Annotated in this window: 24 protein-coding genes and 1 pseudogene; 18 read left to right on the top strand and 7 right to left on the bottom strand. The window is 73.4% G+C overall.

The genetic code is table 11. The features are described 5' to 3' along the window. From GA0115240_RS36600 to GA0115240_RS03975, 6 genes are all read left to right on the top strand, one after another. A partial coding sequence (locus GA0115240_RS36600; protein ID WP_161302002.1) for a hypothetical protein occupies positions 1 to 864 on the top strand: 864 nt, incomplete at its 5' end. Between the two features lie 120 nt (positions 865 to 984). Continuing rightward, positions 985 to 1,950 carry an ABC transporter ATP-binding protein gene (locus tag GA0115240_RS03995; RefSeq protein WP_093735252.1) on the top strand — a complete coding sequence of 322 codons (966 nt, stop codon included), beginning with the start codon at positions 985 to 987 and terminating at the stop codon, positions 1,948 to 1,950. After that, positions 1,947 to 2,687, top strand: a complete 741-nt coding sequence (locus GA0115240_RS03990; RefSeq protein WP_093735251.1) for an ABC transporter permease — start codon at positions 1,947 to 1,949, stop codon at positions 2,685 to 2,687. Before GA0115240_RS03995 ends, GA0115240_RS03990 begins: the two co-directional genes overlap by 4 nt. Before the next feature lie 131 nt (positions 2,688 to 2,818). Next, complete coding sequence (locus GA0115240_RS03985) at positions 2,819 to 4,018, top strand: sensor histidine kinase (protein ID WP_093735257.1); 1,200 nt, start codon at positions 2,819 to 2,821, stop codon at positions 4,016 to 4,018. A 13-nt stretch (positions 4,019 to 4,031) separates the two neighbouring features. Beyond that, positions 4,032 to 4,814 (top strand): hypothetical protein, encoded by a 783-nt coding sequence (locus GA0115240_RS03980; RefSeq protein WP_141708714.1) that lies wholly within the window; start codon positions 4,032 to 4,034, stop codon positions 4,812 to 4,814. Positions 4,815 to 4,993: 179 nt separating this feature from the next. Further along, entirely contained in the window at positions 4,994 to 5,737 is a 744-nt protein-coding gene (locus GA0115240_RS03975; RefSeq protein ID WP_093735249.1) for an SDR family oxidoreductase, read from the top strand. On the opposite strand, the gene GA0115240_RS03970 is transcribed toward GA0115240_RS03975, so the two are convergent. Beyond that, the gene (locus GA0115240_RS03970) at positions 5,738 to 6,100 is read right to left on the bottom strand and encodes a hypothetical protein (RefSeq protein ID WP_093735248.1); all 363 of its coding nucleotides are present in this window, start codon (positions 6,098 to 6,100) and stop codon (positions 5,738 to 5,740) included. Positions 6,101 to 6,375: 275 nt separating this feature from the next. On the opposite strand from GA0115240_RS03970, the gene GA0115240_RS03965 reads away from it, so the two are divergent. The 5 genes and pseudogenes from GA0115240_RS03965 to GA0115240_RS03945 all read left to right on the top strand — a co-directional run bounded on the left by GA0115240_RS03965 (position 6,376) and on the right by GA0115240_RS03945 (position 9,973). Then, a complete protein-coding gene (locus GA0115240_RS03965; protein WP_093735256.1) occupies positions 6,376 to 7,311 on the top strand; it encodes a YhjD/YihY/BrkB family envelope integrity protein in 936 nt (311 codons plus the stop codon). Next, the gene (locus GA0115240_RS03960; protein WP_093735247.1) at positions 7,308 to 7,640 is read left to right on the top strand and encodes a nuclear transport factor 2 family protein; all 333 of its coding nucleotides are present in this window, start codon (positions 7,308 to 7,310) and stop codon (positions 7,638 to 7,640) included. The genes GA0115240_RS03965 and GA0115240_RS03960 overlap by 4 nt, the downstream gene beginning before the upstream one ends. A 178-nt stretch (positions 7,641 to 7,818) precedes the next feature. Then, positions 7,819 to 8,022, top strand: a complete 204-nt coding sequence (locus GA0115240_RS36595; protein ID WP_093735246.1) for a hypothetical protein — start codon at positions 7,819 to 7,821, stop codon at positions 8,020 to 8,022. 215 nt (positions 8,023 to 8,237) lie between these two features. Then, positions 8,238 to 9,180: pseudogene (locus tag GA0115240_RS03950) on the top strand (ADP-ribosylglycohydrolase family protein). A gap of 154 nt (positions 9,181 to 9,334) precedes the next feature. Further along, positions 9,335 to 9,973 (top strand): response regulator transcription factor, encoded by a 639-nt coding sequence (locus GA0115240_RS03945; RefSeq protein ID WP_093735245.1) that lies wholly within the window; start codon positions 9,335 to 9,337, stop codon positions 9,971 to 9,973. A gap of 18 nt (positions 9,974 to 9,991) precedes the next feature. Here GA0115240_RS03945 and GA0115240_RS03940 read toward each other — a convergent pair whose 3' ends face one another. Both GA0115240_RS03940 and GA0115240_RS03935 read right to left on the bottom strand, forming a co-directional pair. Further along, positions 9,992 to 10,816 (bottom strand): transglutaminase family protein, encoded by an 825-nt coding sequence (locus GA0115240_RS03940; RefSeq protein ID WP_093735244.1) that lies wholly within the window; start codon positions 10,814 to 10,816, stop codon positions 9,992 to 9,994. Continuing rightward, a complete protein-coding gene (locus GA0115240_RS03935; protein ID WP_093735243.1) occupies positions 10,813 to 11,796 on the bottom strand; it encodes a GNAT family N-acetyltransferase in 984 nt (327 codons plus the stop codon). The genes GA0115240_RS03940 and GA0115240_RS03935 overlap by 4 nt, the downstream gene beginning before the upstream one ends. A gap of 108 nt (positions 11,797 to 11,904) precedes the next feature. On the opposite strand from GA0115240_RS03935, the gene fdxA reads away from it, so the two are divergent. Then, entirely contained in the window at positions 11,905 to 12,225 is a 321-nt protein-coding gene (fdxA, locus tag GA0115240_RS03930; RefSeq protein ID WP_003985062.1) for a ferredoxin, read from the top strand. Positions 12,226 to 12,386: 161 nt separating this feature from the next. Beyond that, positions 12,387 to 13,484 carry a succinyldiaminopimelate transaminase gene (gene dapC / locus GA0115240_RS03925; RefSeq protein WP_093735242.1) on the top strand — a complete coding sequence of 366 codons (1,098 nt, stop codon included), beginning with the start codon at positions 12,387 to 12,389 and terminating at the stop codon, positions 13,482 to 13,484. Between the two features lie 127 nt (positions 13,485 to 13,611). On the opposite strand, the gene GA0115240_RS03920 is transcribed toward dapC, so the two are convergent. From GA0115240_RS03920 to GA0115240_RS03910, 3 genes are all read right to left on the bottom strand, one after another. After that, complete coding sequence (locus tag GA0115240_RS03920; RefSeq protein ID WP_093735241.1) at positions 13,612 to 14,073, bottom strand: hypothetical protein; 462 nt, start codon at positions 14,071 to 14,073, stop codon at positions 13,612 to 13,614. A gap of 347 nt (positions 14,074 to 14,420) precedes the next feature. Further along, positions 14,421 to 18,575, bottom strand: coding sequence for a carboxypeptidase regulatory-like domain-containing protein (locus GA0115240_RS03915; RefSeq protein WP_237554580.1), 4,155 nt, complete (start codon positions 18,573 to 18,575; stop codon positions 14,421 to 14,423). A 435-nt stretch (positions 18,576 to 19,010) separates the two neighbouring features. Continuing rightward, a complete protein-coding gene (locus GA0115240_RS03910; RefSeq protein WP_093735239.1) occupies positions 19,011 to 19,970 on the bottom strand; it encodes a hypothetical protein in 960 nt (319 codons plus the stop codon). Between the two features lie 121 nt (positions 19,971 to 20,091). Here GA0115240_RS03910 and dapE point away from each other — a divergent pair, with 121 nt between their 5' ends. The 3 genes from dapE to GA0115240_RS03895 all read left to right on the top strand — a co-directional run bounded on the left by dapE (position 20,092) and on the right by GA0115240_RS03895 (position 23,208). Next, a complete protein-coding gene (gene dapE / locus GA0115240_RS03905) occupies positions 20,092 to 21,159 on the top strand; it encodes a succinyl-diaminopimelate desuccinylase (protein WP_093735238.1) in 1,068 nt (355 codons plus the stop codon). Positions 21,160 to 21,282: 123 nt separating this feature from the next. Then, positions 21,283 to 22,359 (top strand): alpha/beta hydrolase, encoded by a 1,077-nt coding sequence (locus tag GA0115240_RS03900; RefSeq protein WP_093735237.1) that lies wholly within the window; start codon positions 21,283 to 21,285, stop codon positions 22,357 to 22,359. Between the two features lie 18 nt (positions 22,360 to 22,377). Continuing rightward, positions 22,378 to 23,208: an LOG family protein gene (locus tag GA0115240_RS03895; protein ID WP_093735236.1), complete on the top strand. Its 831-nt coding sequence runs from the start codon at positions 22,378 to 22,380 to the stop codon at positions 23,206 to 23,208. Positions 23,209 to 23,265: 57 nt separating this feature from the next. On the opposite strand, the gene folP is transcribed toward GA0115240_RS03895, so the two are convergent. Beyond that, positions 23,266 to 24,078 (bottom strand): dihydropteroate synthase, encoded by an 813-nt coding sequence (gene folP, locus GA0115240_RS03890; RefSeq protein ID WP_093735255.1) that lies wholly within the window; start codon positions 24,076 to 24,078, stop codon positions 23,266 to 23,268. Between the two features lie 152 nt (positions 24,079 to 24,230). Between folP and GA0115240_RS35425 the strand changes: the two genes are divergently transcribed. Together GA0115240_RS35425 and GA0115240_RS03880 are read left to right on the top strand one after the other, a co-directional pair. Then, on the top strand, positions 24,231 to 24,737 hold the full coding sequence (locus GA0115240_RS35425) for a DivIVA domain-containing protein (RefSeq protein ID WP_107407088.1): 507 nt from the start codon (positions 24,231 to 24,233) through the stop codon (positions 24,735 to 24,737). Further along, positions 24,730 to 25,341: a DNA-3-methyladenine glycosylase I gene (locus GA0115240_RS03880; RefSeq protein WP_370673269.1), complete on the top strand. Its 612-nt coding sequence runs from the start codon at positions 24,730 to 24,732 to the stop codon at positions 25,339 to 25,341. Before GA0115240_RS35425 ends, GA0115240_RS03880 begins: the two co-directional genes overlap by 8 nt. The last annotated feature ends 54 nt before the right edge of the window (positions 25,342 to 25,395 follow it).

Below are 25,395 nucleotides of genomic sequence, written 5' to 3'. Positions count from 1 at the left end.
CCGACGTCCCCAACGGGCACCACCGTGCTCGGCGTCGACATCGGCAACGAGAGCACCGACCAGGCCGACAAGTCGCTCGACCAGGCGCTGGGCGGCCGGACGACCGCCCCGCTGAACCTCACCATCGGCGGCCGGCAGCAGACCCTCAAGCCGTCCGTGGCGGGCCTGTCCTTCGACGCCGACGCCACAGTGCGCTCGGTCGCGCACTCCGACTACAACCCGGTCTCCGTCATCCGCTCGCTGTTCGGCGGCACCCGCGAGGCCGAGCCGGTGATATTGGTCGACGAGGACAAGCTCAAGGCCGCGCTGAAGGTCGTCGCGGGCAACAACAGCACCGCCAGCGACGGCATGATCCGCTTCGAGCCGAACAAGGTCGTCGCCGTCCCCGGGAAGGCCGGCAGTTCCTTCGACGTGGACGCCGCCGCCAACCAGATCGCCGCCGCCTACCACGTCCGCGCCGAGACCGGTGCCAACACCACGATCGACCTGCCCGTCACCACCGTCCAGCCCAAGGTGACCCAGGCCGAGCTGAACACGGCGGTCAACGGCTTCGCCAAGCGCGCCGTCTCCCACCGGGTGCTGGTCCGCGCCGACGCCGCGCACTCCATCCTGCTGGGCCCCACCGTGGCGCTGCCCAAGGTCCTCACGATGGTCCCCGACGACACCGGCCGGCTCCAGCCGCACGTCGACCTCACCGCCCTCCAGTCGCTCTACGGCAGCACCTTCGACGGTGTGCTGCTCAAGCGGCCCGACGGCAGCAGGACCCCGGTCACCGCCAAGGACGTGGCCACCGCCCTGCTCTCCGGCCTCGACGTCGACACCACCGCCCAGAAGACGGTCACCCTGCCGGGAGTCGCCGGGTAGCCGCGGCTTGCGCAGGCTGCCGTGCGGGGCCGCCGCACGGCAGCCGTATGACATCTGTCATGCCGAAGACACGACCTCCGGCACTGACACCGCCCCCGGGGGCCGCGGGAAGCTGATGCCATGACGGAAACAGCAGCCGCGAACACCGGCAGGAGCGGGGGAGCAGCGCAGCACGGCGAGCCCGTGCTGGGCTTCACCGAGGTGAACAAGAGTTTCGGCGCCGTACGCGCGGTCGCCGATCTGAGCCTGGCCCTGTACCCGGGCGAGACGGTGGCCCTGCTCGGGCCGAACGGCGCCGGCAAGTCCACCGCGCTGGACCTGCTGCTCGGCCTGAAGAAGCCGGACAGCGGCACCGTGCGGGTGTTCGGTACGACACCCGGGCAGGCGATCTCGGCCGGCCGGGTCGGCGCGATGCTGCAGAGCGGCGGCCTGATGGAAGAGGTCACCGTACGCGAACTGGTGGGACTGGCCTGCGATCTGCACCCGCGGGCGTACCCGGTGGACCAGGTGCTGGCCGCGTCCGACATCACCGCGATCGAGGACCGCAAGGTCAACAAGCTCTCCGGCGGCCAGGAGCAGCGGGTGCGGTTCGCGCTGGCCACCGCCGGGGCCAACGATCTGATCGTGCTGGACGAGCCGACCACCGGGATGGACGTCAGCGCCCGGCAGGCGTTCTGGGCCACCATGCGCGGCCAGGTCGAACGGGGCCGGACGGTGCTGTTCGCCACCCACTACCTGGAGGAGGCGGACGCGATCGCGGACCGCGTCCTGGTCATGCACCACGGCCGGCTGATCGCCGACGGCACCGCGGCCGAGATCAAGGCCAGGGCCGGCGCCCGCCGGATCACCTTCGACCTCGACGGCGCGGTCGACGAGGCCGCCTTGCGGGCGCTGCCGCACCTGGTCGGCCTGGACCTGACCGGCCCCACGGTCCGCATCCGCTCCGACGACGCCGACGCGACCATGCACGCGGTCTACGGCCTCGGGCTCTATCCGCGCAACTTGGAAGTCGCCGGCCTCGGCCTGGAGCAGGCCTTCCTCGCCATCACCGACGCAGCCACCGCCGGGGAGGCGGAGATCCGATGAAGACCTTGATCCGGCTGGAGATCCGCCGCACCCTGCGCAACCGCAAGTTCATGTTCTTCTCGGTGCTGTATCCGGCGATGCTCTTCATCGGGACCAGCCTGAGCTACAAGAAGACCGACACCGTCGGCGGCGACGGCCTGTCGGCGCTGGCCTACCTGATGGTGGCGATGGCGGCCTTCGGCGCGATGACCGCGGTCCTGATGGGCAACGCCGAACGGATCGCCCGTGAGCGGGAGAAGGGCTGGGTGCGGCAGTTGCGGCTGACCGCGCTGCCGGGCCGGGGCTATGTCACCGCGAAGATCGCGTCGGCGGCCACCGTGAGCCTGCCGTCGATCCTGGTGGTGCTGGTGCTCGGCGCGACCGTGAAGGGCATCCGGCTCGACGCCTGGCAGTGGGTGGCCATCGCGTTCAGCATCTGGGCGGGCAGCCTGGTCTTCGCCGCGCTGGGGGTCGCCATTGGGTACCTGGCCACCGCGGATGTGGCGCGGCCGATCTCGATGCTGTTCTACTTCGGGCTGGCGCTGCTCGGCGGCCTGTGGGTGCCGATCTTCAGCTTCCCGCAGTGGCTGCAGACGATCGCCGGCTATCTGCCGGCCCGCCCGTACGCCGCGCTCGGCCAGTCCATCGAGCTGGGCGACGCGCCGCACGCCAAGGACGTCACCGTGCTGGTGGTCTACCTGCTGCTGTTCGCCGGGTCCGCGGCCTGGCTCTACCGCAAGGACACCCGGAAGGCGTGAGGATGGGTTTCGGTCGGCGCGTGATCGGGCGGCTGACGGCGCTGCCGGCGGCCCGGCCGGGCGGGAGCGGCGCTCCGGACGAGCCGTGGCCCCAGTGGCGCAAGGACGTCGAGGCGGCCGACGACACCGCCATGGGCCGGGCCCCGGAGAACCGCAGGCAGGCGGTGGTCAAGCTGCTGTGGATCAGCATCTGGCTGCTCTACCTGGGCGCACCGGTCAGCGACCTGACCGGCGGCGGCCACCGACCGGCCGTCACCGCGGCGGCCGCGATCGGCCTGACCGCCTTCGTGCTCTGCTACCTCGGCCTGGTCTTCCTGCGCACCAACACCCCGCAGCAGCCCGAACGCTGGCTCTACGGCGTGCTCGGCGCGCTGACCGGGCTGTCCCTGCTGCTGTCGGCGACCCTCGGCGAGGACTGGCTGGTCCTGTTCGTCTACGTGGCGGTGGCCTGCGGGGCCGTGCTGCCGCCCCCGCGGTCGCGCTGGGCGGTACCGGCCGTGACGGCGCTGCTCGCCGCGGTCGGCGCCTGGGTGGACAGCAACCAGGACCTGTACGTCTCGCTGATCATCCCCTCGCTGCTCGGCGGCTTCGCGATGGTCGGCATCAAGCAGCTGATCCGCACCATGCAGGAACTGCGGGAGGCCCGTGCGACGGTCGCGCACCTGGCGGCCACCGAGGAGCGGCTGCGGCTGGCCCGCGACCTGCACGACCTGCTCGGGCACTCGCTCTCCTTGATCACCCTCAAGAGTGAGCTGGCCGGGCGGATGCTGCCGGACCGCCCGGGCGACGCCGCCCAGCAGGTCGCCGACATCGAACAGGTCAGCCGGCAGGCGCTGGTCGACGTCCGCGAGGCGGTCAGCGGCTACCGCAGGCCCACGGTCGCCCAGGAACTCGCCGCCGCCCGCGGCGCGCTGGCGTCCGCCGGGATCGCGGCCCGGCTGCACGCCGCCGAGCGGGTGCCGGGACTGTCGCCGGCCGGCGAGGGGGCGCTGGCGTGGGCGCTGCGGGAGGCGGTGACCAACGTCGTACGGCACAGCGGGGCGCGGACCTGTGTGGTCGCCCTGGAGACGGCGGACGGCGCGGCGCGGCTGACCGTGTCCGACGACGGCTGCGGCCCAGCCCCCGACCAGCGGCCCGGCAACGGCCTGAGCGGGCTGACCGAGCGGCTGATCCTGGCCGGCGGCACCGTCCGTACCTCGCGGGCTGGCGACGGGGGCTTCCGGCTGACCGCGACGGTGCCGCTGGACCGGATACCGGCCGCGGCGGGGACGGCCGGCGACCCGGCGCCCGGCCCCGGCCCGGGCGGAGGCGGACCGGCCCCGGGCGAGTAGTAGGGTCCGGGACGTGCCTGAGACTCCCGCTCCCGAGAGCATGATCGCCACCGCCGTGCTGAACGTGGCCGGCCGCGCCACCCTGCCGTTCCAGGCGGCGCGCGCGGACCGCAGCTTCGGGACCGCCTTCTGGTACAACGACCTGGTCGAGTCGGCGGGCGACCGCGAGGTGGTCCGGCAGTACCTGGTCACCGCCGAGCGCCGCACCCGCTACGAGATCGGCCAGTTCACCCTCCGCGACGGCCTGGCCGAGCCGGAGCTGCCCGCCGACGAACTCGTGCTGCCCGGCTTCGTCAAGAAGTGGACCCCGCTCGGCGACCTCGGCGCCGCCGCCATGCCCACCACCGACCTGCACATCCACGCGGAGCGCAAGGGCTGGAGCTGGTCGACGGACGAGATCACCTCCGGTCTCGCCGCCCAGCCCGAGGACATCGCGCTGCTCGGCCCGGAGCCGCTGCCCGCCTATCTGCTGGGCCACGAGGTGGTGGCCGTCCCGGAGCGGAAGACCCCGGACCGGCCCCAGTCCCTCGTGCCGGGCACCGTCTCCCGCCCGGCACCGGACGGCCCGGTCCGCTGGTCGGGGCCCCGGCCGGCCGGCTTCGACGGCGCCCCGCTGTTCGCCGCGCTCCCGCTGCTCGACGACCAGGTCAAGCTGATCTGCCTCGGCCTGGTGCTGCCCGCGGCCGACGACGGCCCGGCCGGCGAGGACGGCGTCGTCGTCACCTTCGACCTGCTCCGCCCGGCCGTCCACGCACTCACCCCGGCGCTCAAGCGGCGCTGGTGGCAGCGGGGCTGAGCCGGGGCGGACCGCCCGCGCGCCGAGCCCGGACGGCTCGCCCGTACGAGCCGTGGCGCGAGCGGGCTTGACTTCGAGTGCACTCCCATTCCTAGCATCGCGGTCATGAACCCTTCACAACTGCCCAGGTCCGGGGCCGGCGCGTGCGGCCGGGCCCTCCGCCGGACGGCGAGGATCCGATGAAGGTACTGGTGACCGGCGGGACCAGCGGACTGGGGCTCGCCATGGCCGCCGCCCTGGCCGAAACCGGCGCGACCGTCGCGCTGACCGGCCGGTCAGGCCCGCGGGCGGCCGCGGTGGCCGCCGGGCTGCCGGGGGCGATCGGCCTCGAACTGGACGTGCGGGACGAGTCGTCGGTGGCCGCCGCGGTCGACATCGCATGGTCGCGGCTCGGCGGCATCGACCTGCTGGTGAACAACGCGGGCATCGGCATGCGCACGGTCAACCCGCGGTTCATGACGGACCCGCAGGGCTTCTGGGAAGTGCCCGCCGACGGCTTCCGTCAGGTGGTCGAGACCAATCTGACCGGCTACTTCCTGGTGGCGCGCGAGGTCACGCCGCGGATGCTGGCGGCCGGCCACGGCCGCATCGTCACCATCTCGGTGAGCGACACGACCATGCGCCGGGCCGGCTTCGTCCCCTACGGGCCGTCCCGGGCCGGCAGCGAGGCACTGTCCCGGGTGATGGCCGCCGACCTGCGGGGCACCGGCGTCACCGTCAACCTGCTGCTGCCCGGCGGCGCGACCGTCACCGGCATGCTGCCCCCGGAGGCCGTGCCCGAGCACCACACCTTCCTGGCGCCCGCGGTGATGGGTCCGCCCATCGTCTGGCTGGCCTCCGACGAGGCGGCCGGCGTGCACGACGAGCGCCTGGTCGCGGCCGACTTCGAGAGCTGGCTGCGGGACTGGCGGGCCCGCCGGTGACTACATCCCGTCGTCGCCCGGCCAGAGCGCGTCGGCCCGCAGCGCCAGGTCCTGGAGGACGTCCGCGGCGGTGACGTCGGTGCGGCCCGCGTCGTGGACGTCGGCGAGTTGCAGGAAGATCAGCGAGAAGGCACCGGTGAGGCGCTCGATGACCGGGCTGAGCTGGAGACTCAGCGCCTCGCCGAGCTCCGCCGGGCTGGCGTCCGCCGGCAGCTCGATGGTCGGCATCGTCTCGTTCAGCAGGGTGCGGACGTTGTCGCCGGAGATGTCCTCGCGATCCGGGTTCTCCTCCAGCAGGGTCTGCATCTGCTTGGCCTCGGTGAGGATGCCGATGATCCGGCGGACGAAGTCACTGTCTTTCATGCCAGGAGCGTATGCGCCCCGGCCCGCCGGATCGGGGTGAACCGGCGGGCCGGGACGTGTCGGGCGGGCGCGGCGCGGCGGGCGCGGCCGGGGCGCGCTGGTGCCGGACCGCCGCGGACGGCGCGACGGTGGTCGCCATAGGGTATATAGCCGGATCCGCGCCGCCCGGACTTGCGTGCGAGGGACTTCGCCGGGTATCCACAGCGGAGAAGCAGCTGGAGGGTGACGCCATGGCGGATCTGCGGGGGGCGTGGGCCCGGTCCGCTATCGGGCGCATGTGGAAGCAAGGCGCCGAGATCGAACTGATGCACCGCTCGATGGGATTCGCGGCGCTCGGCTTCGTGACGCTGATGCCGCTGCTGGTGGTGGTCGCCGCCGCGACCCCCTGGCAGCACGGCGCCGGCTTCGCCCAGTGGGTGGTGGACGGGATGGGGCTGGGCCCGCACCCGGCCTCGGCCGTGCGCGGCCTGTTCACCGCGCCGCGCCGGGTGCTGAGCACCACCGGCGCCTGGAGCCTGGCCTCGCTGGCCTTCTTCGGGCTCTCCTTCGTGGCGTGCGTGGAGACCGGCTACCGCAAGATATGGGATCTCCCGGCCAGCCCCTGGCACAGCGAATGGCGGCGGGCGGTCTGGCTCGCGGTCCTGACCGGCTACCTCTTCTGCGAGGCGCAGAGCGCCACCGTGATGGGCAGCGGCGAGTTCCGCAGCGTGATCAGGATCGCCCTCACCGTCGTGTTCGGCATCGCCTTCTTCGCCTGGGGCCAGCGCTTCCTGCTCACCGGCAGCGTCGACCTGCGCTCCGCGATGCCGGGCGCGGTGCTCACCATGGCGGGCCTGGGCGGCCTGCGGATCTTCTCCGCCCGCATCTTCTCGCCGATGATCACCTCCAACGCGGTGACCTACGGCCCGGTGGGCACCGTCTTGATGGTGGTGACCTGGCTGATCGGGGTCGGCTTCGTGGTCTTCGGCGCCGCGCTGCTCGGCCGGCACATCGTGGTCCAGCGCGAGGTGCGCGCGGGCGGCCAGGTGCCGGGGCCGCGGCAGGCCGAGGTGCCGTCCGGCACCGAACCCAGCGTGCGGGGCGCCCGCTGGCGCGCGGACGGCGCCGGCGGCGGGATCGAACCGAGCCCCAGCCGTGTCGGGCGCTGGGGAGCCCGCTACGGGCGGTACAACGGTGACGACAGTCGGCTCTCGGACAGGTGGCAGCGATGACCAGCTCCGGCAGCACCCTCCCCACCGCCGTGGCGGCCGCGCTGGCGGCGGCCAACGCCGGGAACACCGAGGACTTCCTGCGCTCCTTCGCCGACGACGGCGCGGTGGACGACTGGGGGCGCGTCTTCCGGGGCCGGGCGGCGATCCAGGACTGGAGCGACGGGGAGTTCATCGGCAAGCAGGTGACCTTGGAGGTCACCGCCGCGCGGACCGAGGGCGACACCACCACGGTGAGCGCGCGGGTCGGGGGCAACGGCTTCAACGGCCCGTCGGACTTCGCGTTCACCGTGGCCGGGGACCGGCTGGCGCTGATGCGGATCACCGGCTGAACCGGCTGAACCGGCTGAACCGGCCGAATCGGGGCGAACGCCCCCGACCGCCCGGACGGTGATCTTTGCCCCGAACCGGTCGCGTCCGGTGGAACGCCGGGAGAACTGGCGCCGAAAAGCCGGTTCCTGGCCGGAATTGGACCCTCACCCCGCCCGGAACCCGCCCTAGCATCGACGGATGACCCGCAGCAGCAGAACGCCGCGGACCCTGGTCGTCGGCGATGAGAGATTCCTCTGGTCGGTGCGGCACGAGCACCATGGCGAGGAGGGACGGTACGCGGACTGCCGCGACGTCCTCACCCTCCGCCGTCCGGGCGCGCTCGGACGCCTCGAACTCGTCTTCGAAGGCACCCAGGACCACCTCCGCCCCCCACCCCCGTGACCCCGACCTCCACGAACCCGCCACCGTCCGCGCCCTCCTCACCGAAGCCCGCGCCCGCGGCTGCCGTATCGCCGGCGACGCCACCGAACACCTGGACGGCTGGCCCCTCTTGGCCGCCCGGCCGACCGCGCCCCGCCGCTGACCCAAACCGTTCGCCCGCGCGACCGCCCCGCGACGAGAATGCCGTGACCCCGATCGGCCGGAGGAATCTCGTCATGGACCGCGCGCAGCACCCGCATGCCCACGCCAGCCTGGACGGGCTTGTGATGGGCGACGCCTTCGGCGACAGCTGGTTCACCCGGTCCGACGAGCCGGCCGAGCAGCAGTGGGCGGCGCGGCGGCCGCGCCCGGCGCCGTGGCCGTGGACGGACGACTCCGCCATGGCTTTCGTGCTGTTCGCCCACCTGGTGACGCACGGAGAGATCCGTCCGGCCGCGCTGGCCGCGGAGTTCGCCGCGGAGTACACCCGCGATCCGGGACGCAAGTACGGGCCGTCGATGCACGGCGTCCTGCGGCGTATCGGCGAGGGCGAGGACTGGCGGGCCGTCACCACGGCTCAGTTCGGCGGCCAGGGCTCGTGGGGCAACGGCGCCGCGATGCGGGTCGCGCCGCTGGGCGCCTGGTACGGCGCGGACCTGGCCGCGGCCGGCGAGCAGGCGCGGCTGTCCGCGGCGGTCACCCACGCCCACCCGGAGGCCATCGCGGGGGCGGTGGCCGTGGCGGTCGCCGCCGCCCTGGCGGCTGCCAGTGCGGGCCACGGCGCCCCGCCGCGCGCGGACTTCCTGCGGGAGATCGCCGCCCACCTGCCGGACAGCGATGTCCGGGCCCGGCTGCGGGTGGCCGCGCGCTTCCCCGACCGCACCTCGGTGCGGCACGCCGCCTCCGTGCTCGGGTCCGGCACGCTGATCTCGGCCCCGGACACCGTGCCGTTCGCCCTGTGGTCCGCCGCCGGGCAGTTGGACGACCTGCCCGAAGCGCTGTGGCAGACCGTGGGCGGCTGGGGGCGACCGGGACACGACCTGCGCGATCGCCGGGGGCGTCGTCGCGGCGCGCACCGGGACCGGGGCGCTTGCGGCGGACTGGCGGCAGGCCCGCGAGGACATTCCCGGCTGGAGCGGTTGGGACCCCCGTGCGGCGGTGCCGGGGCGGACCGCCTGACGGTCCGCCACCGTCCAGCGCGGTTGGCGCGGTTGGCGCGGTTGGCGCGGTCGGCGCGGTCGGCGCGGTCGGCACGGTTGGCGCGGTCGGCACGGAACGGACTGTCAGGACCGGGCCGCGCCGCCGCGCCCTGCGGGCTGTCTACGCTGGGCCCATGACTGACGCCCCCGGTGAGCCGGCCGCCCGGATCGTGCGAGTGCTGCTCGCCGACGACCAGTCGATGGTCCGGGAGGCGCTGGCCACCCTGCTCGGACTGGAGGCGGACATCGAGGTGGTGGCGCAGGTGGCACGCGGCGACGAGGTGCTGGAGGCGGCGCGGGCGCACCGGCCGGAGGTGGCGCTGCTGGACATCGAGATGCCCGGGATGACGGGCATCGAGGCCGCGGCCGAACTGCGGAAAGCGATGCCGGGGGTGAAGGTGGTGATCGTGACCACCTTCGGGCGGCCGGGGTATCTGCGGCGGGCCATGGAGTCCGGGGCGGACGCCTTCCTGGTCAAGGACGCGCCGGCCGCCCAACTCGCCGACGCGGTACGGCGGGTGCTGCGGGGGGAGCGGGTGATCGACCCGACGCTGGCCGCCGCCGCCCTGGCCGAGGGCGCCGATCCGCTGACCGGCCGTGAGCGCGAGGTGCTCAAGGCCGCCGCCGACGGCTCGGTGAACGCCGACATCGCCCGCCGGCTGCGGCTGTCCGAGGGCACCGTCCGCAACTACCTGTCCACCGCCATCCAGAAGACCGGCGCCCGCAACCGCGCCGAAGCCGTCGGCATCGCCCGCGAGAAGGGCTGGCTGTGAACGCCCGCCCCGGGCGCGTCAGTTGAGCATCGCTCGCGCCCCCCGCGCCTGCGCCCTGATGGCGGTGGCCGTCTCCCGGTCGAAGGCGCCGATCACTTTCGCGTACTCCTCCATCTCGGCCGCCCCGCCCAGGAAGTCCCCCATCTTCACCAGCAGTTGAGCCCGCTCCAGCCGCAGCTTCGCCGGGTGCCGGGGCAGCAGCAGCGTCAGTTCGAGGGTCCACAGCTGCACCGGTCGGTGCTCGGGGCGGGGCGCGGCCCACACCCGGATGTTGTTGAGGATCCGCTGCACGACGTCCAGCGGGTCGGCCGGTGTCACGCCCGACGCCAGCGGGCCGCCGGTGCTGCCGGCCACCAGCAGGTCCGCGTCCCGGCCGGACAGCACCCGGCCGCCGTCGAACGGGTCGACCAGGACGTAGGATCCCGCCGGATCGCCGAAGCCCACCATGAAGTGCCCGGGCAGCGCGACCCCGTAGACCGGTGCGCCGGCCCGGCGGGCCACCTCGATCCACACCACCGACAGCAGGATCGGCAGCCCGCGCTTGCGCCGCAGCACCTCCTGGAGCAGCGAGGAGGACAGCTTCTGGTAGTCGCCGGCCGACCCGCGAAAGCCCTGGCCGGCCCCGAGCAGGCGGTGCAGCGCGGTGGCCCACGCCAGCGGTGTGGACAGCCCGTACGGGAGCAGCCCGGCCAGCCGGTCCAGCTCGACCTGGGCCAGGTCGGCCGCCGGGCCGTCCAGCGCGGGGTCCGCCTCCGCGCCGATGAGCAGGCACAGTTCCGCGAGGTCGGGCCGCTCCTCGCGGGCCGCCGCGGCGAACCGTTCACGTACCGGGAGGTGCGTCATGCCGTCGGGCCCGCCGGGCGCCGGTAGTGGTAGCCGTGGTGGTCGACGAAGCCGAGCCGGTCGTAGAGCGCCCGCGCCGCGGCGTTGTCCGCCTCGACCTGGAGGTACGCGGCGGTGGCCCCCTCGGTGTACGCCTGCCGGGCCAGCGCGCCCATCACCTGTGTGGCCAGCCCTCGCCGCCGCATCGGCCCCTCCACCTCCACCGCTCCGAAATGTGCCCATCGCCCGTCCACCACGGCCCGGCCGATCGCGCCCGGCGCGCTGGCGAACCACACCGAGGGCCCGCCCGACAGCACCTGCAGCGCCGCCTCGGCCAGATTCCCGGTGCGATGGTAGGCGGCCGTCCAGCCGGCGTCGGCGCCGCGGGACACGGTGACCTCGCCGCCGCCGGGCAGCGAGGTGAGCGGGGCCAGCGGCGCGGTCCTGACCAGGGAGTCCGCCTCCCGTATCCAGCCGCGCCGATCCAGCGCGGGCACCAGCGGGGAGGAGTCCGCCAGCTGGAGATACGGCGTCAGCCCCCGCTCGCCGTACCAGCGCGTGACATGCGCCAGCGCCTCGTCCACCGGCAGGCCCGGCTCCCCGCCGACGAGGACCGAGTTGGCGCGCCGGGTGAAGCCGCCGGAGGCGCGCAGCGTCCAGCCACCGAGACGGGCCGTCTCGACGGCCGGCCAGGCCCGGGCGGCGATCTCCGCCAACTCCTCGGCGCTCACGGCGGGTACGCCGGAGCGGCGCCGCGCGGGCGCCGGCGGCACCACCTTGCCGGCCACCAGTGCCGCCTGCGCGATCCGGACCGTCTCCCCGGTCCGCCGCGTGACGGACACCACTCCGGCATCCCACGATGCGAGAACACCCACGGTGTCGGTGAACATAGGATGACCGTCGGTGATCTCCGTCAGCTGCCGCACCGAAACCCGTTTTCCCACGTCAGCGGGGGTAATCCGGATTTCGAGCCGTGCTCCGGACGAGAAATCCCCTGGCATGCGCGCCCCTCCTGTTCGGATCGTGCCCCGGAACGGAGATACTAGGTGCGGGCATCGACGACGCCGCGCTCCCGCGCGAGATGAGCCCTATCGAGGAGGAACGACAGCGTGACCTACGTCATCGCGCAGCCTTGTGTCGACGTCAAGGACAAGGCGTGCATCGAAGAGTGCCCGGTCGACTGCATCTACGAGGGCTCCCGGTCCTTGTACATCCACCCGGACGAATGCGTGGACTGCGGCGCGTGTGAGCCGGTCTGCCCGGTTGAGGCGATCTTCTACGAGGACGACACTCCGGAGGAGTGGAAGGACTACTACAAGGCGAACGTCGAGTTCTTCGACGAGCTCGGTTCGCCCGGCGGTGCCTCCAAGCTGGGCCTCATCGAGCGTGACCACCCCTTCATCGCCGCGCTGCCCCCGCAGAACGGCTGACACCGCTCGGAACGTCTTCGGCGGGCCCCGTACGGCCGGCAGCGCTGTACGGGGCCGCGGCGTTTCCGCCCGGGGCGTTTCCGCCCGGGGCCCGCGCCGACCCGGTGCGGGCGCCGGCCCGAGTGTCCGGTACGACTTTCTGGCAGAGCGAGAGTGAACAGGTGAGCATCTCCGCCCGCCTCCCGGTGTTCCCCTGGGACCGCCTGGAGCCCTACAAGGCCGCGGCGTCCGCCCACCCGGACGGCGTGGTCGACCTGTCGGTGGGCACCCCGGTGGACCCGGTGCCCGAGGTGATCCGGCAGGCGCTGGCCGCCGCGTCCGACAGCCCCGGCTACCCGCTGACCTACGGCACGGCCGCGCTGCGCGAGGCGGCCGCCCGCTATCTGCGCGACCGGCACGGGGTGGGCGGCGCCGACCCGGCGGCCGTACTGCCGCTGATCGGCTCCAAGGAGCTCGTCGGCTGGCTGCCGCTGCTGCTGGACCTGCGCGAGGGCGACCAGGTCGGCTGTCCGCAGCTCGCCTACCCGACGTACGAGATCGGCGCGCTGATCGCCCGCGCCGAACCGGTGACGTACGACGACCCGGTGGCCGAACTGGACCCCGCGCGGGTCAAGGTGCTGTGGCTGAACAGCCCCTCCAACCCCACCGGGCGGGTGCTGGGCGCGGGCGAGCTGCGGCGGATCGTGGCCTGGGCCCGGCAGCACGGCGTCCTGCTGGTGTCCGACGAGTGCTACATCGAGCTGGGCTGGGAGGGCACCGAGCCGGTCTCGGTGCTGCACCCGGACGTCTGCGGCGACAGCCACGACGGCCTGATCGCGGTGCACTCGCTGTCCAAGCGGTCCAACTTCGCCGGCTACCGCGGTGCTTTCCTGGCCGGCGACGCGGCAGTGGTCCGCGAACTGCTCGCGGTGCGCAAGCACGCCGGCATGATCGTGCCGCAGCCGGTCCAGGCCGCGATGGTCGCCGCACTGGACGACCGGGCGCACGCGGTCGAGCAGAAGGCGCGCTACGCCCGCCGCCGCACCGCCCTGCGGGCCGCCTTCGAAGGCGCGGGCTTCCGCATCGAGCACAGCGAAGCCAGCTTGTACCTGTGGACGACCCGCGACGAGGAGTGCTGGGAGACGGTCGGCGACCTCGCCAAGCGCGGCATCCTGGTGGCTCCCGGCGAGTTCTACGGCGCCGCGGGCGAACGCTTCGTCCGCGTCGCCCTGACGGCCACCGACGAGCGGGTGGCGGCGGCGGTCGACCGCCTCGCCTGACGAGCGCGGGAGAAACGCGGGAAAAACGCGGGAAACAGCGCGGAGAAAAGACACGCGGAAACGGCGCGGGAAAAGGGAAAAGGGGCCCGGCGGACCGTGTGTCCGCCGGGCCCCCGCGCGCCGGCCGTCAGCCCAGCGGCAGACCGCTCAGCGGCAGGCTGCCGGTGTGCACGTCGTTCAGCGGCAGCGCGCCGGTGTTCGGCACGGCCGGCAGTGCGCCCGGCAGCGAGCCGCCGGCCGACTCGGCCGCGGCGCCGACGATCCGGCCGGCCGAGTCGCCGGCGCTGCCCGCGGTCTGCTGGGCGGTGGGCAGCGCGGTCTTGGCGGTGGTGCCGACCACCCGGTCCGCCGCGGGCAGCGCCGTCTTCATCGCCTGGGTGCCGGACTGGGCGGTCAGCGTGCTCGCCTGGTGGGAGGCGCCCTCGACGGAGTTGCCGAGGCTGGCGCCGTCCAGGTGGCTCAGCCCGCCCAGGTCCTGCTGCTGCGGCAGGACCGCGGCCTGGGCGGCGCCCGCCCCGATCAGGGGAGCGGCGGCGGCGCCGAGCAGCAGGGCGGCCTGGACGATCCGGCGAGGAAGGGGGAGGGACATGGTGCGCAGTGCTCCTTACGGAGGGGAAACCGTCGGTGTGTCCGCCGGGCGGACGTGCTGACTACCGCTCGTCGGCCCCGAAGGTTGCGGGGGTCCCGGGTAAAGAGTCCGCAATGCGTCGCACAATATGAATCCGGCAGAACGGGCAGAAACGGACGGCCCCTCCGCGTCGGCGGAAACGTCACTGCGCTGGTCGGAGCCGGAGGCCGCCCGGCGGGATGATGATCGGGCCCGTCCGCCGGTCCGCCCCCGCAGAGGACCCCTGCGGGTGACCGTGCGTACGCGCGTATGCCCGGGCGGGCCGGCCGGGAGATCCCGGCCGGCCCGCCCTCGCCCGCGAGCGCGGACTACTTCTTCTTCAGCGTCCAGTTGCTGGTGACCGTCCCCCCCTTGGTGAGCTTCACCGTGGCCACGGCCGGCTGGTAGCCGTCCTTGGCCACGATCACGGTGAGCGGGTTGTTGCGGGTGTCCAGCCACAGCGCGTAGGTGCCGTCGGCGGTGGTGGTCAGGGTGTAGGAGGACGCCCAGCTGTCGATCTGGACGGTGGCCCCCGCCAACGGCGCGGTGCCGCCGGCGGTGGTGGCGCCGAGCACGGTGCCGGTGATCTTGCCCCAGGTCTTGGGCGGCGCGACGTGCAAGGTGACCGGGACGGCGGACAGGGAGTAGGGGGTGTCACTGCCCAGCGCCAGCTGGGCGGTGTAGTCACCCGGCTGGGTGATCTCGGGGACCGAGGCGTCCTCGGTCACGGTGACGGTGGCGCTCGCGCCCGGCTGCAGGGTCAGCTGCTGGACGCTCTCCGCCAGCCAGGTGACGTCGGCGGTCCCGCCCTGGTCGTAGCCGGGCAGCACCTCCACCGAGGCGACCGGGGAGCCGGGGGCGTTGCCGCCGCCGACCTTGTACAGGCCCACAGCCGCGCCGCTGCGGTAGGTCGGGATGTTGGCGTTCGGCAGCGTGCTCCAGGTGCCGGACTGCGGGTCGAAGGCGTAGCCCTTGTTGGTGAGGGCGTTCTGGCTGACACCGCTGGAGATCAGCAGCTGCCCGTTGGCGGCGGTGTAGGCCGAGGCCCACGCCGAGCCGGGCATGTCGGCCACCGGGGACCAGCTGTCGGACTGCGGGTCGTAGACGTAGGAGTGGACGACGTCGCTGCTGGAGGCGTCCAGGCCGCCGGCGCAGTAGAGCTTGTCGCCGATGGCGCCGCAGGACTCCCAGGCGATGGTCTCCGGGTAGGGGGCGATCGCCGACCAGCTGTCGGTGGCGGCGTCGTACGCGCTGGCGTCCGTGGTGCCGCAGACGTCGGTGCAGCCGCCGATCATGTAGAGCTTGCCGTCCAGGACCGCGGTGCCCGAGCCCGCGTACGCCGCGGGCGCGGACGCCCCCGTCGTCCAGCTGTCACTGGCGGGGTCGTAGATCTCCAGCTTGGTGTCCGGGGAGCCGTCCGCGCCCCAGCCGCCGGCGGCGTAGAACTTGCCGTCGATGAAGCCGTGGGCCGGCGCTTCCCGGGTGTCCGACGCGCTCGCCAGCTTCGTCCAGCTGCCGGCGACCGGGTCGAGCGCGTAGAGGTCCTTGCTGTCGGCGGAGCCGGTGAAGCCGAAGGCGGAGTAGATCTTGCCGTTGTACGCCCCCACCGCGTTGTCCATGATGCTCTGCGGGAAGTCGGGGGCGGTCTGCCAGGCGCTGTCGGAGAGCCCGGCGGCCGGCTTGCCGCTCGCGCCGCCCGCGTTCGCCTTGTTCGCCAGCGGGGAGAAGGCGCCCTTGACCGTCTTCAGCGGGGCGCCCTTGGCCTGGATGGTGAAGCCGCCGGACTGCTCGCCGAGCTTCAAGGTGGCGGCGGCGCCGCCGGTGTTCTTCACCTTCAGCTGCTGGGAAGACTGCTTGCCCCAGGCCACCGACGCGCTGATCGACGCCGGCGTGACCGTCAGCTGCCCGGCCTTGATCTTGAAGTTCGCCTGCACCGCGCTGTCGGCACTGACCTTCACGGCCTTGGCCGTGCTGGTGTAGTGCGGCTTGGCCGCGCTGAAGGAGTGGCTGCCGAAGGTGGTCGAGAACAGCGAGTAGAAGCCGTCACCGAGACCCTGGTCGTCGGGGGTGGCGATCGTCGTCGCGGTTTCGGCTGGCTTGTCGGTGTTGGTGACGGTCGCGCCGACCGCGCCCGCACCGGTGTTGGCGTCCGCCACGGTGCCGACGACCAGGCCGCCCGGGGTGGCGGTCAGCGAGCGGTTGCCGACGAAGACGTTGTCGACCGACCACCACCAGCCGAAGGAGCTGATGAAGTGGAAGCGCAGCTGCACCGCGGGCTTGCCCGCGAAGTCGGTGAGCGGCACCTCGACCTTGGACGGGCCGGTGAGGTCCTGCGTGCTGGACCAGACCTTGGTCCAGGTGGCGCCGCCGTCGGCGGTGGCCTCGACCTCGGCGGTCTGGCTGCCGTAGGACTTGTACTCGGTCTGGAAGGCGACCTCGGGGGCGCTCTTGCCGGTGAAGTCGTAGACGGGGCTGACCAGTTGGCTGTCCTGCTGGGCGCCGCCACCGAAGTGGTCGCTGTCCGCGACGGCGAACGCGCCGGTGCCGCCGGTCTTGTTGCCGCGGTTGCCCGGGTCGTCGAACTCCCAGCCGCCGGTGGTGCCGTCGGCGTTGACCACGGTCCAGCCGGCCGGCGGGGCGTCGGTGGCGTCGAAGGGCTCGGTGCTGCCGGTCAGGTCCTCGGTGTAGCCGGGCGGGGTGGCGGCCCACGGGTCGGCCGGCACGGCGATGTTGAGCGACTGCGCCGTGTCGCCGACCGTGACGGTCCTGGTGACTGCCTGGTAGCCGGCGGTGGTCGCGGTGATGTGCAGGGTGTAGTCGTGGCCCGTGGGCAGCGACAGGTCGTAGCCGCCGGTGGCCGGGTCGGTCCACACGGAGCTGGGGGCGCCGTCCACGGTGATCTTGGCGTAGAGCGGCCAGCCGTGGCCGGAGCCGTCTGTGACCTTGCCGGAGACCGTCTCGCTGGGCACCGGGGAGAGCGCGAAGTCCTCGGTCAGCGCGGCGCCGTCGTCGACGGCCACCGCCTGGTCGGTCGTGCTCGCGTAGCCGAAGGCGTCCACCGTGATGTCGTACGTACCGGCCGGCACCGAGAGCGTGTACGTGCCGTTGGCGCCGGTGTGCGCCACGTTGCCGCCCACCGTGACGGTGGCGCCGGCGACCGGCGAACCGGTCGAGGTGTCGGTGACGGTGCCGGACAGCGTGCCGTGCGGGCCGCTGCGGAAGGCCGACAGCCCGCTGGGGGTGCCCAGGCCCGTCGGACCGTCCCAGCCCGCCGTGCCGGTGCACAGGTAGGCCGGCGTGCAGCTGCCGTTGGAGCCGGACGTCACGTCATTGATGCCCGAACCCGCGCCGTACGGATAGGAGTTGGGGTACGAGCCGGCCGCCGGTGTGCCGGCGTCGGCGTACACGCTGGCGATGATCGGCGAGGACACGCTGGTGCCGCCGTACTCGGTCCAGCCGCCGTTGCCGAAGCTCTGGTAGACCGCCACCGCGGTGTTCTGGTCGGCGACCGCGGACACGTCGGCGACGGCGCGGTTGGCGCAGCCGCTGTCGTGCTGGAAGGCGGGCTTGGGCTCGTAGAGCGAGCAGCCGGAGCCGGCCTCGTTCCAGGCGGACTCGGTCCAGCCGCGGGTGGTGCCCGGGGCGCGGACCAGCGACGTACCGCCGACCGAGGTCACGTACGGCGAGGCGGCCGGGTAGGCCACCCCGTAGGCGTAGTCACCGGTGGACGCGACCACCGCGACACCGGGGTGGTTGTAGTACGGGTCGAAGGCCGTCGTCTCGGTGGGGTCCTCGCCCCCGCCGCCGCGGTAGTCGGTGCCGTAGGAGTTGGAGACGTACTTCGCGCCGAGCGCCACCGCCTCGTCGACCGACCCGCCCAGGTTCTCGAAGCCCGGGTCGTCGGCCTCGACCAGCAGGATGTGGGCGTACGGGGCGACCGCCGAGACCATGTCCAGGTCGAGGGAGATCTCGCCGGCCCAGTCCGGGTCCGCCGTCGGGTAGTCGGTGCCGCCGCGCTGGCTGACCTTGGTGAAGCAGCCGTTGGCGGTGGTGCACTCCGGCAGCCCGAACTGCGCGCGGTAGACGCCCAGGTCGGCTTCGGCGTTCGGGTCGTCGTAGGCGTCGACGATCGCCACGGTCTGGCCCGCGCCGCCGTCCGCCGGCAGGCTGTACGCGCTCTGCAGGTCCGCCGGGCCGTACCCGTTGGGGGTGACCGCGTCGGGGGTGACGCCCTTGACCGGCTTGACGTCGGTGCGGCGCAGCGCGAAGCAGGTGAACTGGCCCTGCTTGGCGGTGCCGCAGGCGGGCTCGAAGGTCGGCTGTGCGGATTTGTCGGACGCGGTGACCTTGCCGGTGGTCGAGGGCGCCGCGGCCTGGGCCGGCGACTGCACCCCCAGCGCGGCGAGTGCGGTGGCACTGAGGATCGCCAGGAGGGCGGAGATCGTCCGCCGGGATGTGGGTCTCGGTATCGCTGACGTGCGCAAGTGTGACTCCATGCGTGATGGCAGGGGTCGACCCGTACGCGGTTCTCGGGCGACGGTGAAGGCGCGTGCGTTCACCGGGGCCTAATTAGCGAGTCATGCGGGGAACATGTCAACGATCACAGAGCGTCATGTTTCCGACGCTTTGCGTGACGCCGGTGGGGGCGCAGTGATCGTCCGGTGGTGAAACCGGCGGGTTTTCTGGTGCATTGTGTTGCCAACCGGGCGTTCGGTGGGGGCGGGTGGGGCCCCTGACCGCTCCCGGGACGGCCGGCCGGTGGCGCAGGCGTGAACCCGACACGGCGGCAAGCCGCCAGGCGGAGGACCGGCCGCAATCGGGGCAGGCGGGGCATGTCGCCGGCTTGACGGCGGGCTTGACGGCGGGTGGCCGCCGGGGCCCTCGGCGCGGCAGCCCGCGCACCGCGGCGCGCGCTGCCGTCAGCGGGCCACCGTGATCAGCACCCGCCGGTCCGCCGCCGCGCCCGCCGCCACCGGACTCCCCTTGCCGCCGGGGGCCTTGAGCTTCTGCCAGCCCTTCCCGGACTGCGCCGCCTGCCAGTTCATCCCGCCGAAGGACACCTGCTGGACCTTCAGGTCGTGCGCGTGCGCCACCGCCCACTGCGCCAACTCCCAGCCGCGCCGGTCGCCGTCGCCCTCCGCCGCGCCCCCGGCCGGGGCGGACGGCACGCTGACGGTCCGGGGCTGCCCGTCGTCGGTGCTCGGCTTCACCGCGGCGCCGAACTCGCGGGTGAGCCGGGCCGCCACGGTGGCCGCGTTGCCCAGCCTGCCGCCCGCGCTGTACGGCGTGTCCGAGCCGGTCGTACAGCTCAGCGCGCCCGCGTCATGGCCGGACAGCGCGGTGGCCAGCAGCGTCGCGTCCGCCTCTTGCTTGGCGTAGGCCTGCGGGTAGCCGCTCTTCTGCACCCGCTGGGCGGCCACGGTCAGCGGCAGCCGGGTGTAGCCCTTGATCTTCACCAGGCTGTCGAAGAAGACGTTGGAGGCGTAGACCGGGTCCAGGATCTGCTGGTCGGTGCCCCAGCCCTGCGACGGTCGCTGCTGGAACAGCCCCAGCGAGTCGCGGTCGCCGTGGTCCAGGTTCTCCAGCCGGGACTCCTGCAGCGAGGTGGCCAGGGCTATGGTGAGCGCCCGTTCGGGCAGCCCGCGGGAGGCGGCGACCGCGGCGATGGTGGCCGCGTTGCCCGCCTGCGTCACCGAGAGCGTCATCTCGTCACCCGGGGCCTTGACCGTGCAGCCCGCCTGCGCCGGTCCGTGCTGATACCCGAAGTGATAAGCGACATATACCCCCGCCGCGAGCAGCAGCACCACCGCGGTCACGAACGTCAGTCCGCAACCGCGCGACTTCGAGCCCTTCCGGGGCGAGTTGGCTGCGCTGGGCATGTGCCGAGACTACCGAAACGGAACCTCCCCGTCGGACCACCGCACCGCGCCGCCCCCGGGCGTGCCGCCGACCCGTCGCGGGTGCCGGCCCGGGCCGCCGGAAAGCTTAAGCTCCGGCGTTATGGACAGCGGACTGGATTTGGGCCTGGACGCCGCGGAACTGACCGCGCGCCTGGTGGACGTCATGTCGGTGAGCCGGCAGGAGAAGGCGCTGGCGGACCTGGTGGAGGGGGCGCTGCGCGCGCTGCCGCACCTTCGGGTGGACCGGGACGGTGACGCGGTGGTCGCCAGGACCGACACCGGACGGGGCGAACGGGTGCTGCTGGCCGGGCACTTGGACACCGTGCCGGTCGCCGGCAACCTGCCCTCGCGGCTGGACGGGGACGGACTGCTGTGGGGCTGCGGCACCTCGGACATGAAAGCCGGGGTCGCCGTCCAGCTGCGATTGGCCGCCACCGTGCGCGAGCCCAACCGCGACCTGACCTACGTCTTCTACGACGCCGAGGAGATCGCCGCCGAGTTCAACGGCCTGGGGCGGCTGGTGGAAAAGCACCCCGAATGGCTCGCCGGGGACTTCGCCGTCCTGCTGGAGCCGACCGGCGGCCGGGTGGACGGCGGCTGCCAGGGCACCTTGCGGGTACAGGTGCGGACCACCGGACGGCGGGCCCACTCGGCCCGCAGCTGGCTGGGCGACAACGCCATCCACAAGGCCGCGCCGATCCTGGCCCGGCTGGCGGCATACGTGCCGCGCAAGGCCGAGATCGACGGCCTGGTGTACCCCGAGGGCCTCAACGCCGTCCTGATCGAGGGCGGCCACGCCACCAACGTGATCCCGGACACCTGCGCGGTGACCGTCAACTACCGCTTCGCGCCCGACCAGAGCGAAGCGGAGGCACTGGAGCGGGTCCGTGACGTCTTCGACGGCTTCGAGGTGGTGCTCACCGACAGCGCGCCCGGCGCCCTGCCCGGGCTGACCCACCCGGCCGCCGCCGCCTTCGTGGCGGCCATCGGCACCCCGCCGGCCGCCAAGGAGGCGTGGACCGACGTGGCGCGCTTCTCCGCGCTCGGCATCCCCGCGGTGAACTACGGCCCCGGCGACCCGACCCTCGCCCACACCCGGGAGGAGAACGTCGCGGTCGCGGCCGTCCTGGAAGCGGAGGAGAAACTGCGCCGCTGGCTCACCGGCTGACCGTCCCCCCGCCGGCCGGCGAGCAACCGAACTGGGGTGCGTAAGGGTCCTCAACCCCGGCATGGTGTGATCGGACGCGTCCGATCCCGGCACGAACCGGGCAGTGGGGGAAGAAGGCACGCGGTGGGACTGACCAGCACATGGCTCGCGGTACTGCTCTGCGCCGCCGCGGTGGCAGCGGTGGCCGGAGCGGTACTGCTCTGGTCCAGGATCCGCGGCCCCCGCGCGATACGCGTCGCCCTGCGGGTCGGCATGATCGTCGTCTGCCAGCTGACCGCGATATTCGTGGTCATGGTGACGGTGAACAACCAGTACGGCTTCTACGCCTCCTGGGACGACCTGCTCGGCGACGCCAACGCGGGCGGCCGGCCCGCCCCCGCCCCCGGGCACACCCTGGCCCCGGTCGTGCCCGACTACACCGTCACCTTCACCTCCTACTCGCAAGGCTTCCGCAAGGCCACCGTCCGCGGCTGGGACTCCGGCACCAAGGGCGACGTCATCGTCTGGCTGCCGCCGCAGTACGGCAAGAAGGAGTTCGCGCACACCCGCTTCCCGGTCATCGAGGTCCTGCACGGCATACCCGGCACCCCGCACAGCTTCCTGCGCGGGATGCGGCTCGGCCGGATCATGCAGGCCCAGATCACCGCCGGCCGCGCCGAACCCGCCATCCTGGTGCTGCCGACCATCACCCCGGACCGGGTGAACACCGGCTGCGCCGACGTACCCGGCAAGAGCAAGGTCGCCACCTGGCTCACCGACGACGTGGTGCGGACGATCAACCACAACTTCCGTACGCTGCCCGCCCCGCGCGGCTGGGCGGTGATGGGCATCTCCACCGGCGGCTACTGCGCCGCCCGGCTCGCCCTGGACCACCCCGACACCTTCGCCGCCGCGGCGGCGATGGCACCCGACAATCCCGCCGACGGCTTCCGCTCGCCGCTCTGGCTGGCCCGCACCACCCGCCCGCACGTCCAACTGCTGATCGAGTCGAGCCTCCAGGACCCGGAGAGCCCGCCGAAGTTCGCCGACTCGCTCAGCGCCGCGGTCCGGCCGCCCGGCACCGTCACCGTGCTGCGGATGCCCAGCGGCGGGCACAACTGGCGGACCTGGGGCCGGATGTTCCCCACTGCCTTCACCTGGCTCAGCGCCCGCATCGAGGCGCCGCGCGCCGTCCCCTTGGCGCCGTCCGCGGCGCCCTGACATGCGTACCCTTCCGGTATGACTGACGTATCCGACGCCGGCGACACCGGCGAGAGCCTGGACGAGGCCCAGGAAGAGGCCGCCGCGGCCAACGCGGCGGCCGAGCGCGCGCCCTACGGCAAGGGCTGGCCCGAGCGGCACACCGGACCGGTGGTCCGCCGCCGCGGCCAGGTCCAGACCGGCACCACCGACCAGCGGCTGCTGGACAGCCACGGACCCACCGAATGGGTGCACGGCGACCCCTGGCGGGTCATGCGCATCCAGTCCGAATTCGTCGAGGGCTTCGGCGCGCTGGCCGAACTCGGCCCCGCCGTCAGCGTGTTCGGCTCCGCCCGCACCCCCGTCGGCTCCCCGGGCTACGAGGCCGGCGTCCGCATCGGCCGCGCGCTCGCCCAGGCGGACTTCGCGGTGATCACCGGCGGCGGCCCCGGCGCGATGGAGGCGGCCAACAAGGGCGCGCTGGAGGCCGGCGGCGTCTCGGTCGGCCTGGGCATCGAGCTGCCCTTCGAACAGGGACTGAACCCGTACGTCGACATCGGCGTGAACTTCCGCTACTTCTTCGTGCGCAAGACGATGTTCGTCAAGTACGCCCGCGGCTTCGTCGTCCTGCCCGGCGGCTTCGGGACCCTCGACGAGCTCTTCGAGGCGCTGACCCTCGTGCAGACCAAGAAGGTCACCCGGTTCCCGATCGTGCTGTTCGGCACCGACTACTGGGGCGGCCTCGCCTCCTGGATCCGCACCACCCTCGTCGCCGAGGGCAAGGCCTCGCCGGCCGACCTGGAGCTGTTCCACATCACCGACGACGTGGACGAGGCGGTGGCGCGGGTCACCAAGGAGAGCGGGGTCTGAGCGGGCCGCGCCGCCGGGACCGGGGCGGGGCGGGCGGTGCCGCCGCCCGGCGGAGTCCTACGCCAGGCCGCGGCGGGCGACCGCCGGCTCGCGGTCGCCGGCCAGCGCGGCCACCATGTCCAGCACCTGGCGGGTCTCGGCGACCTCGTGCACGCGGTAGACCCGCGCGCCCAGCCACGCCGAGACCGCCGTGGTGGCGAGCGTGCCGATCAGGCGTTCCTTGACCGGGCGGTCGAGGGTCTCCCCCACGAAGTCCTTGTTGGACAGCGAGACCAGCACCGGCCAGCCGGTGGCGGCCATCTCCGGCAGCCGCCGGGTCGCCTCCAGCGAGTGCCGGGTGTTCTTGCCGAAGTCGTGCCCCGGGTCGATCAGCACCGCCTCCCGCCGCACGCCGAGCGCCACGGCCCGCTCGGCCAGCCCGCAGGTGACCCGCAGGATGTCCGCCATCACGTCGTCGTAGGTGACCCGGTGCGGCCGGGTCCGCGGCTGCGCGCCGCCGGCGTGCGTGCAGACCAGGCCGGCGCCGTGGCGGGCGGCGACCTCGGCGAGCCGGGGGTCCACGCCGCCCCAGGCGTCGTTCAGCAGGTCCGCGCCCGCCGCGCAGACCGCCTCGCCGACCTCGTGCCGCCAGGTGTCCACGCTGATCACCACGTCGGGGTGGCGGCGGCGCACCTCGGCGACGAAGGCCACCGTCCGGCGGATCTCCTCGGCCGCCGAGACCTCCGCGCCCGGGCCGGCCTTCACCCCGCCGATGTCGATGATCGCGGCGCCCTCCGCGACCGCCGCGGCGACGCGTTCCAGCGCCGGTTCGTCGGTGAAGGTGGCGCCCTGGTCGTAGAACGAGTCCGGGGTCCGGTTCACGATCGCCATGATCACCGGCTCCCGTTCGCCGAATTCCCGGGTGCCCAGCCGAAGTGCCACTGCCGCTCCTCATCTCAGACTCATGCGATCGTGGCACGATCGTGCCTGACATGTAGGACCTGCCGTCCGGAACGCCGGAGGCCGGAGCCCGGGAGATCGACTTGTTCTGGTTCATGCTCATCGCGCTCGTCGTGGTGGTCGCCGCGGTGGCAATGGCCGTGCTCGGCGACAGCGGATCGCTGAAGGACTCCGACCCCGACCGGCTCCAGGACCGGCTGCCCCCGGACCGGCCGCTGCTGCGCTCGGACATCGACACCGTGCGGCTGCCGGTCGCGGTGCGCGGCTACCGGATGCTCGACGTGGACGAGGTGCTGGACCGGCTCGGCGCGGAACTGGCCGAGCGGGACGCGCGGATCGCCGAGCTGGAGACCTCCCTGGCGGGCGTGCAGGCCGTCGGGCACGCGCACGGCGGCACCTTGCTGGACGAGCCCCCGTACGAGAAGCCGAGCTACGAGAAGCCGAGCTACGAGGAGCCGCGCTACGACGAGCCCCGGTACGACGGGGACCCGGCGCGCGCCGAGGCGGCCGTCCCGCCCCCGCCCGCGCCCGCCGCACCGCCTTTCCAGCCGGGCGATCAGGACGGCGAAGCCGGCGCCCGCGGTGAGTGAGCCCGGCGGAGCCGCCGGCGGGCCCGGCGGCCTGGTGATCGGCGAGGACGGCCTGGCCCGCTGCCCGTGGGGGCTGTCGGTGCCCGAATACGTGGCCTACCACGACGAGGAGTGGGGCCGGCCGGTGCACGGTGACGACGCCCTGTTCGAGCGGGTCTGCCTGGAGGCCTTCCAGTCCGGGCTGTCCTGGATCACCATCCTGCGCCGCCGGGAGAACTTCCGGGCGGCCTTCCACGGCTTCGAGATCGACGCGGTGGCCGCCTTCACCGACAAGGACAAGGCCCGGCTGCTGGCGGACGCCGGCATCATCCGCAACCGGGCCAAGATCGAGGCGGCGGTCACCAACGCGACTGCCGCCCAGCAGGTCCGCGCCTCCTACCAGGGCGGCCTCGACGCCCTGATCTGGTCCTACGCCCCCGACCCGGCCGCCCGCCCGGCCCCGGTGTCCACCGCGCAGGTGGCCGCCACCACCCCGGAGTCGACCGCGCTGGCCAAGGACCTCAAAAAGCGCGGCTTCCGCTTCGTCGGTCCGACCACGGCCCACGCCTTGATGCAGGCGTGCGGCCTCGTCAACGACCACCTGGCCGGGTGCAGCGCCCGCTGACGGCCGCCCCGCCCGCTGAGGGCTGCCCAGGGCCCGGCGGCCGCCGGTCCGGGA

It is taken from the genome of Streptomyces sp. DvalAA-14 (assembly GCF_900091855.1).
Classification (GTDB): domain Bacteria; phylum Actinomycetota; class Actinomycetes; order Streptomycetales; family Streptomycetaceae; genus Actinacidiphila.
This window is presented reverse-complemented; position numbering and strand designations above follow the sequence as displayed.

What these genes read in the sequence shown, in the direction of transcription:
- GA0115240_RS03995 (WP_093735252.1), top strand. Translation starts at nt 985, where the DNA reads ATGACGGAAACAGCAGCCGCGAACACCGGCAGGAGCGGGGGAGCAGCG.
- GA0115240_RS03990 (WP_093735251.1), top strand. Translation starts at nt 1,947, where the DNA reads ATGAAGACCTTGATCCGGCTGGAGATCCGCCGCACCCTGCGCAACCGC.
- GA0115240_RS03985 (WP_093735257.1), top strand. Translation starts at nt 2,819, where the DNA reads ATGGGCCGGGCCCCGGAGAACCGCAGGCAGGCGGTGGTCAAGCTGCTG.
- GA0115240_RS03975 (WP_093735249.1), top strand. Translation starts at nt 4,994, where the DNA reads ATGAAGGTACTGGTGACCGGCGGGACCAGCGGACTGGGGCTCGCCATG.
- GA0115240_RS03970 (WP_093735248.1), bottom strand. Translation starts at nt 6,100, where the DNA reads ATGAAAGACAGTGACTTCGTCCGCCGGATCATCGGCATCCTCACCGAG.
- GA0115240_RS03965 (WP_093735256.1), top strand. Translation starts at nt 6,376, where the DNA reads ATGTGGAAGCAAGGCGCCGAGATCGAACTGATGCACCGCTCGATGGGA.
- GA0115240_RS03960 (WP_093735247.1), top strand. Translation starts at nt 7,308, where the DNA reads ATGACCAGCTCCGGCAGCACCCTCCCCACCGCCGTGGCGGCCGCGCTG.
- GA0115240_RS36595 (WP_093735246.1), top strand. Translation starts at nt 7,819, where the DNA reads ATGACCCGCAGCAGCAGAACGCCGCGGACCCTGGTCGTCGGCGATGAG.
- GA0115240_RS03945 (WP_093735245.1), top strand. Translation starts at nt 9,335, where the DNA reads ATGACTGACGCCCCCGGTGAGCCGGCCGCCCGGATCGTGCGAGTGCTG.
- GA0115240_RS03940 (WP_093735244.1), bottom strand. Translation starts at nt 10,816, where the DNA reads ATGACGCACCTCCCGGTACGTGAACGGTTCGCCGCGGCGGCCCGCGAG.
- GA0115240_RS03935 (WP_093735243.1), bottom strand. Translation starts at nt 11,796, where the DNA reads ATGCCAGGGGATTTCTCGTCCGGAGCACGGCTCGAAATCCGGATTACC.
- GA0115240_RS03920 (WP_093735241.1), bottom strand. Translation starts at nt 14,073, where the DNA reads ATGTCCCTCCCCCTTCCTCGCCGGATCGTCCAGGCCGCCCTGCTGCTC.
- GA0115240_RS03910 (WP_093735239.1), bottom strand. Translation starts at nt 19,970, where the DNA reads ATGCCCAGCGCAGCCAACTCGCCCCGGAAGGGCTCGAAGTCGCGCGGT.
- dapE (WP_093735238.1), top strand. Translation starts at nt 20,092, where the DNA reads ATGGACAGCGGACTGGATTTGGGCCTGGACGCCGCGGAACTGACCGCG.
- GA0115240_RS03895 (WP_093735236.1), top strand. Translation starts at nt 22,378, where the DNA reads ATGACTGACGTATCCGACGCCGGCGACACCGGCGAGAGCCTGGACGAG.
- folP (WP_093735255.1), bottom strand. Translation starts at nt 24,078, where the DNA reads ATGGCGATCGTGAACCGGACCCCGGACTCGTTCTACGACCAGGGCGCC.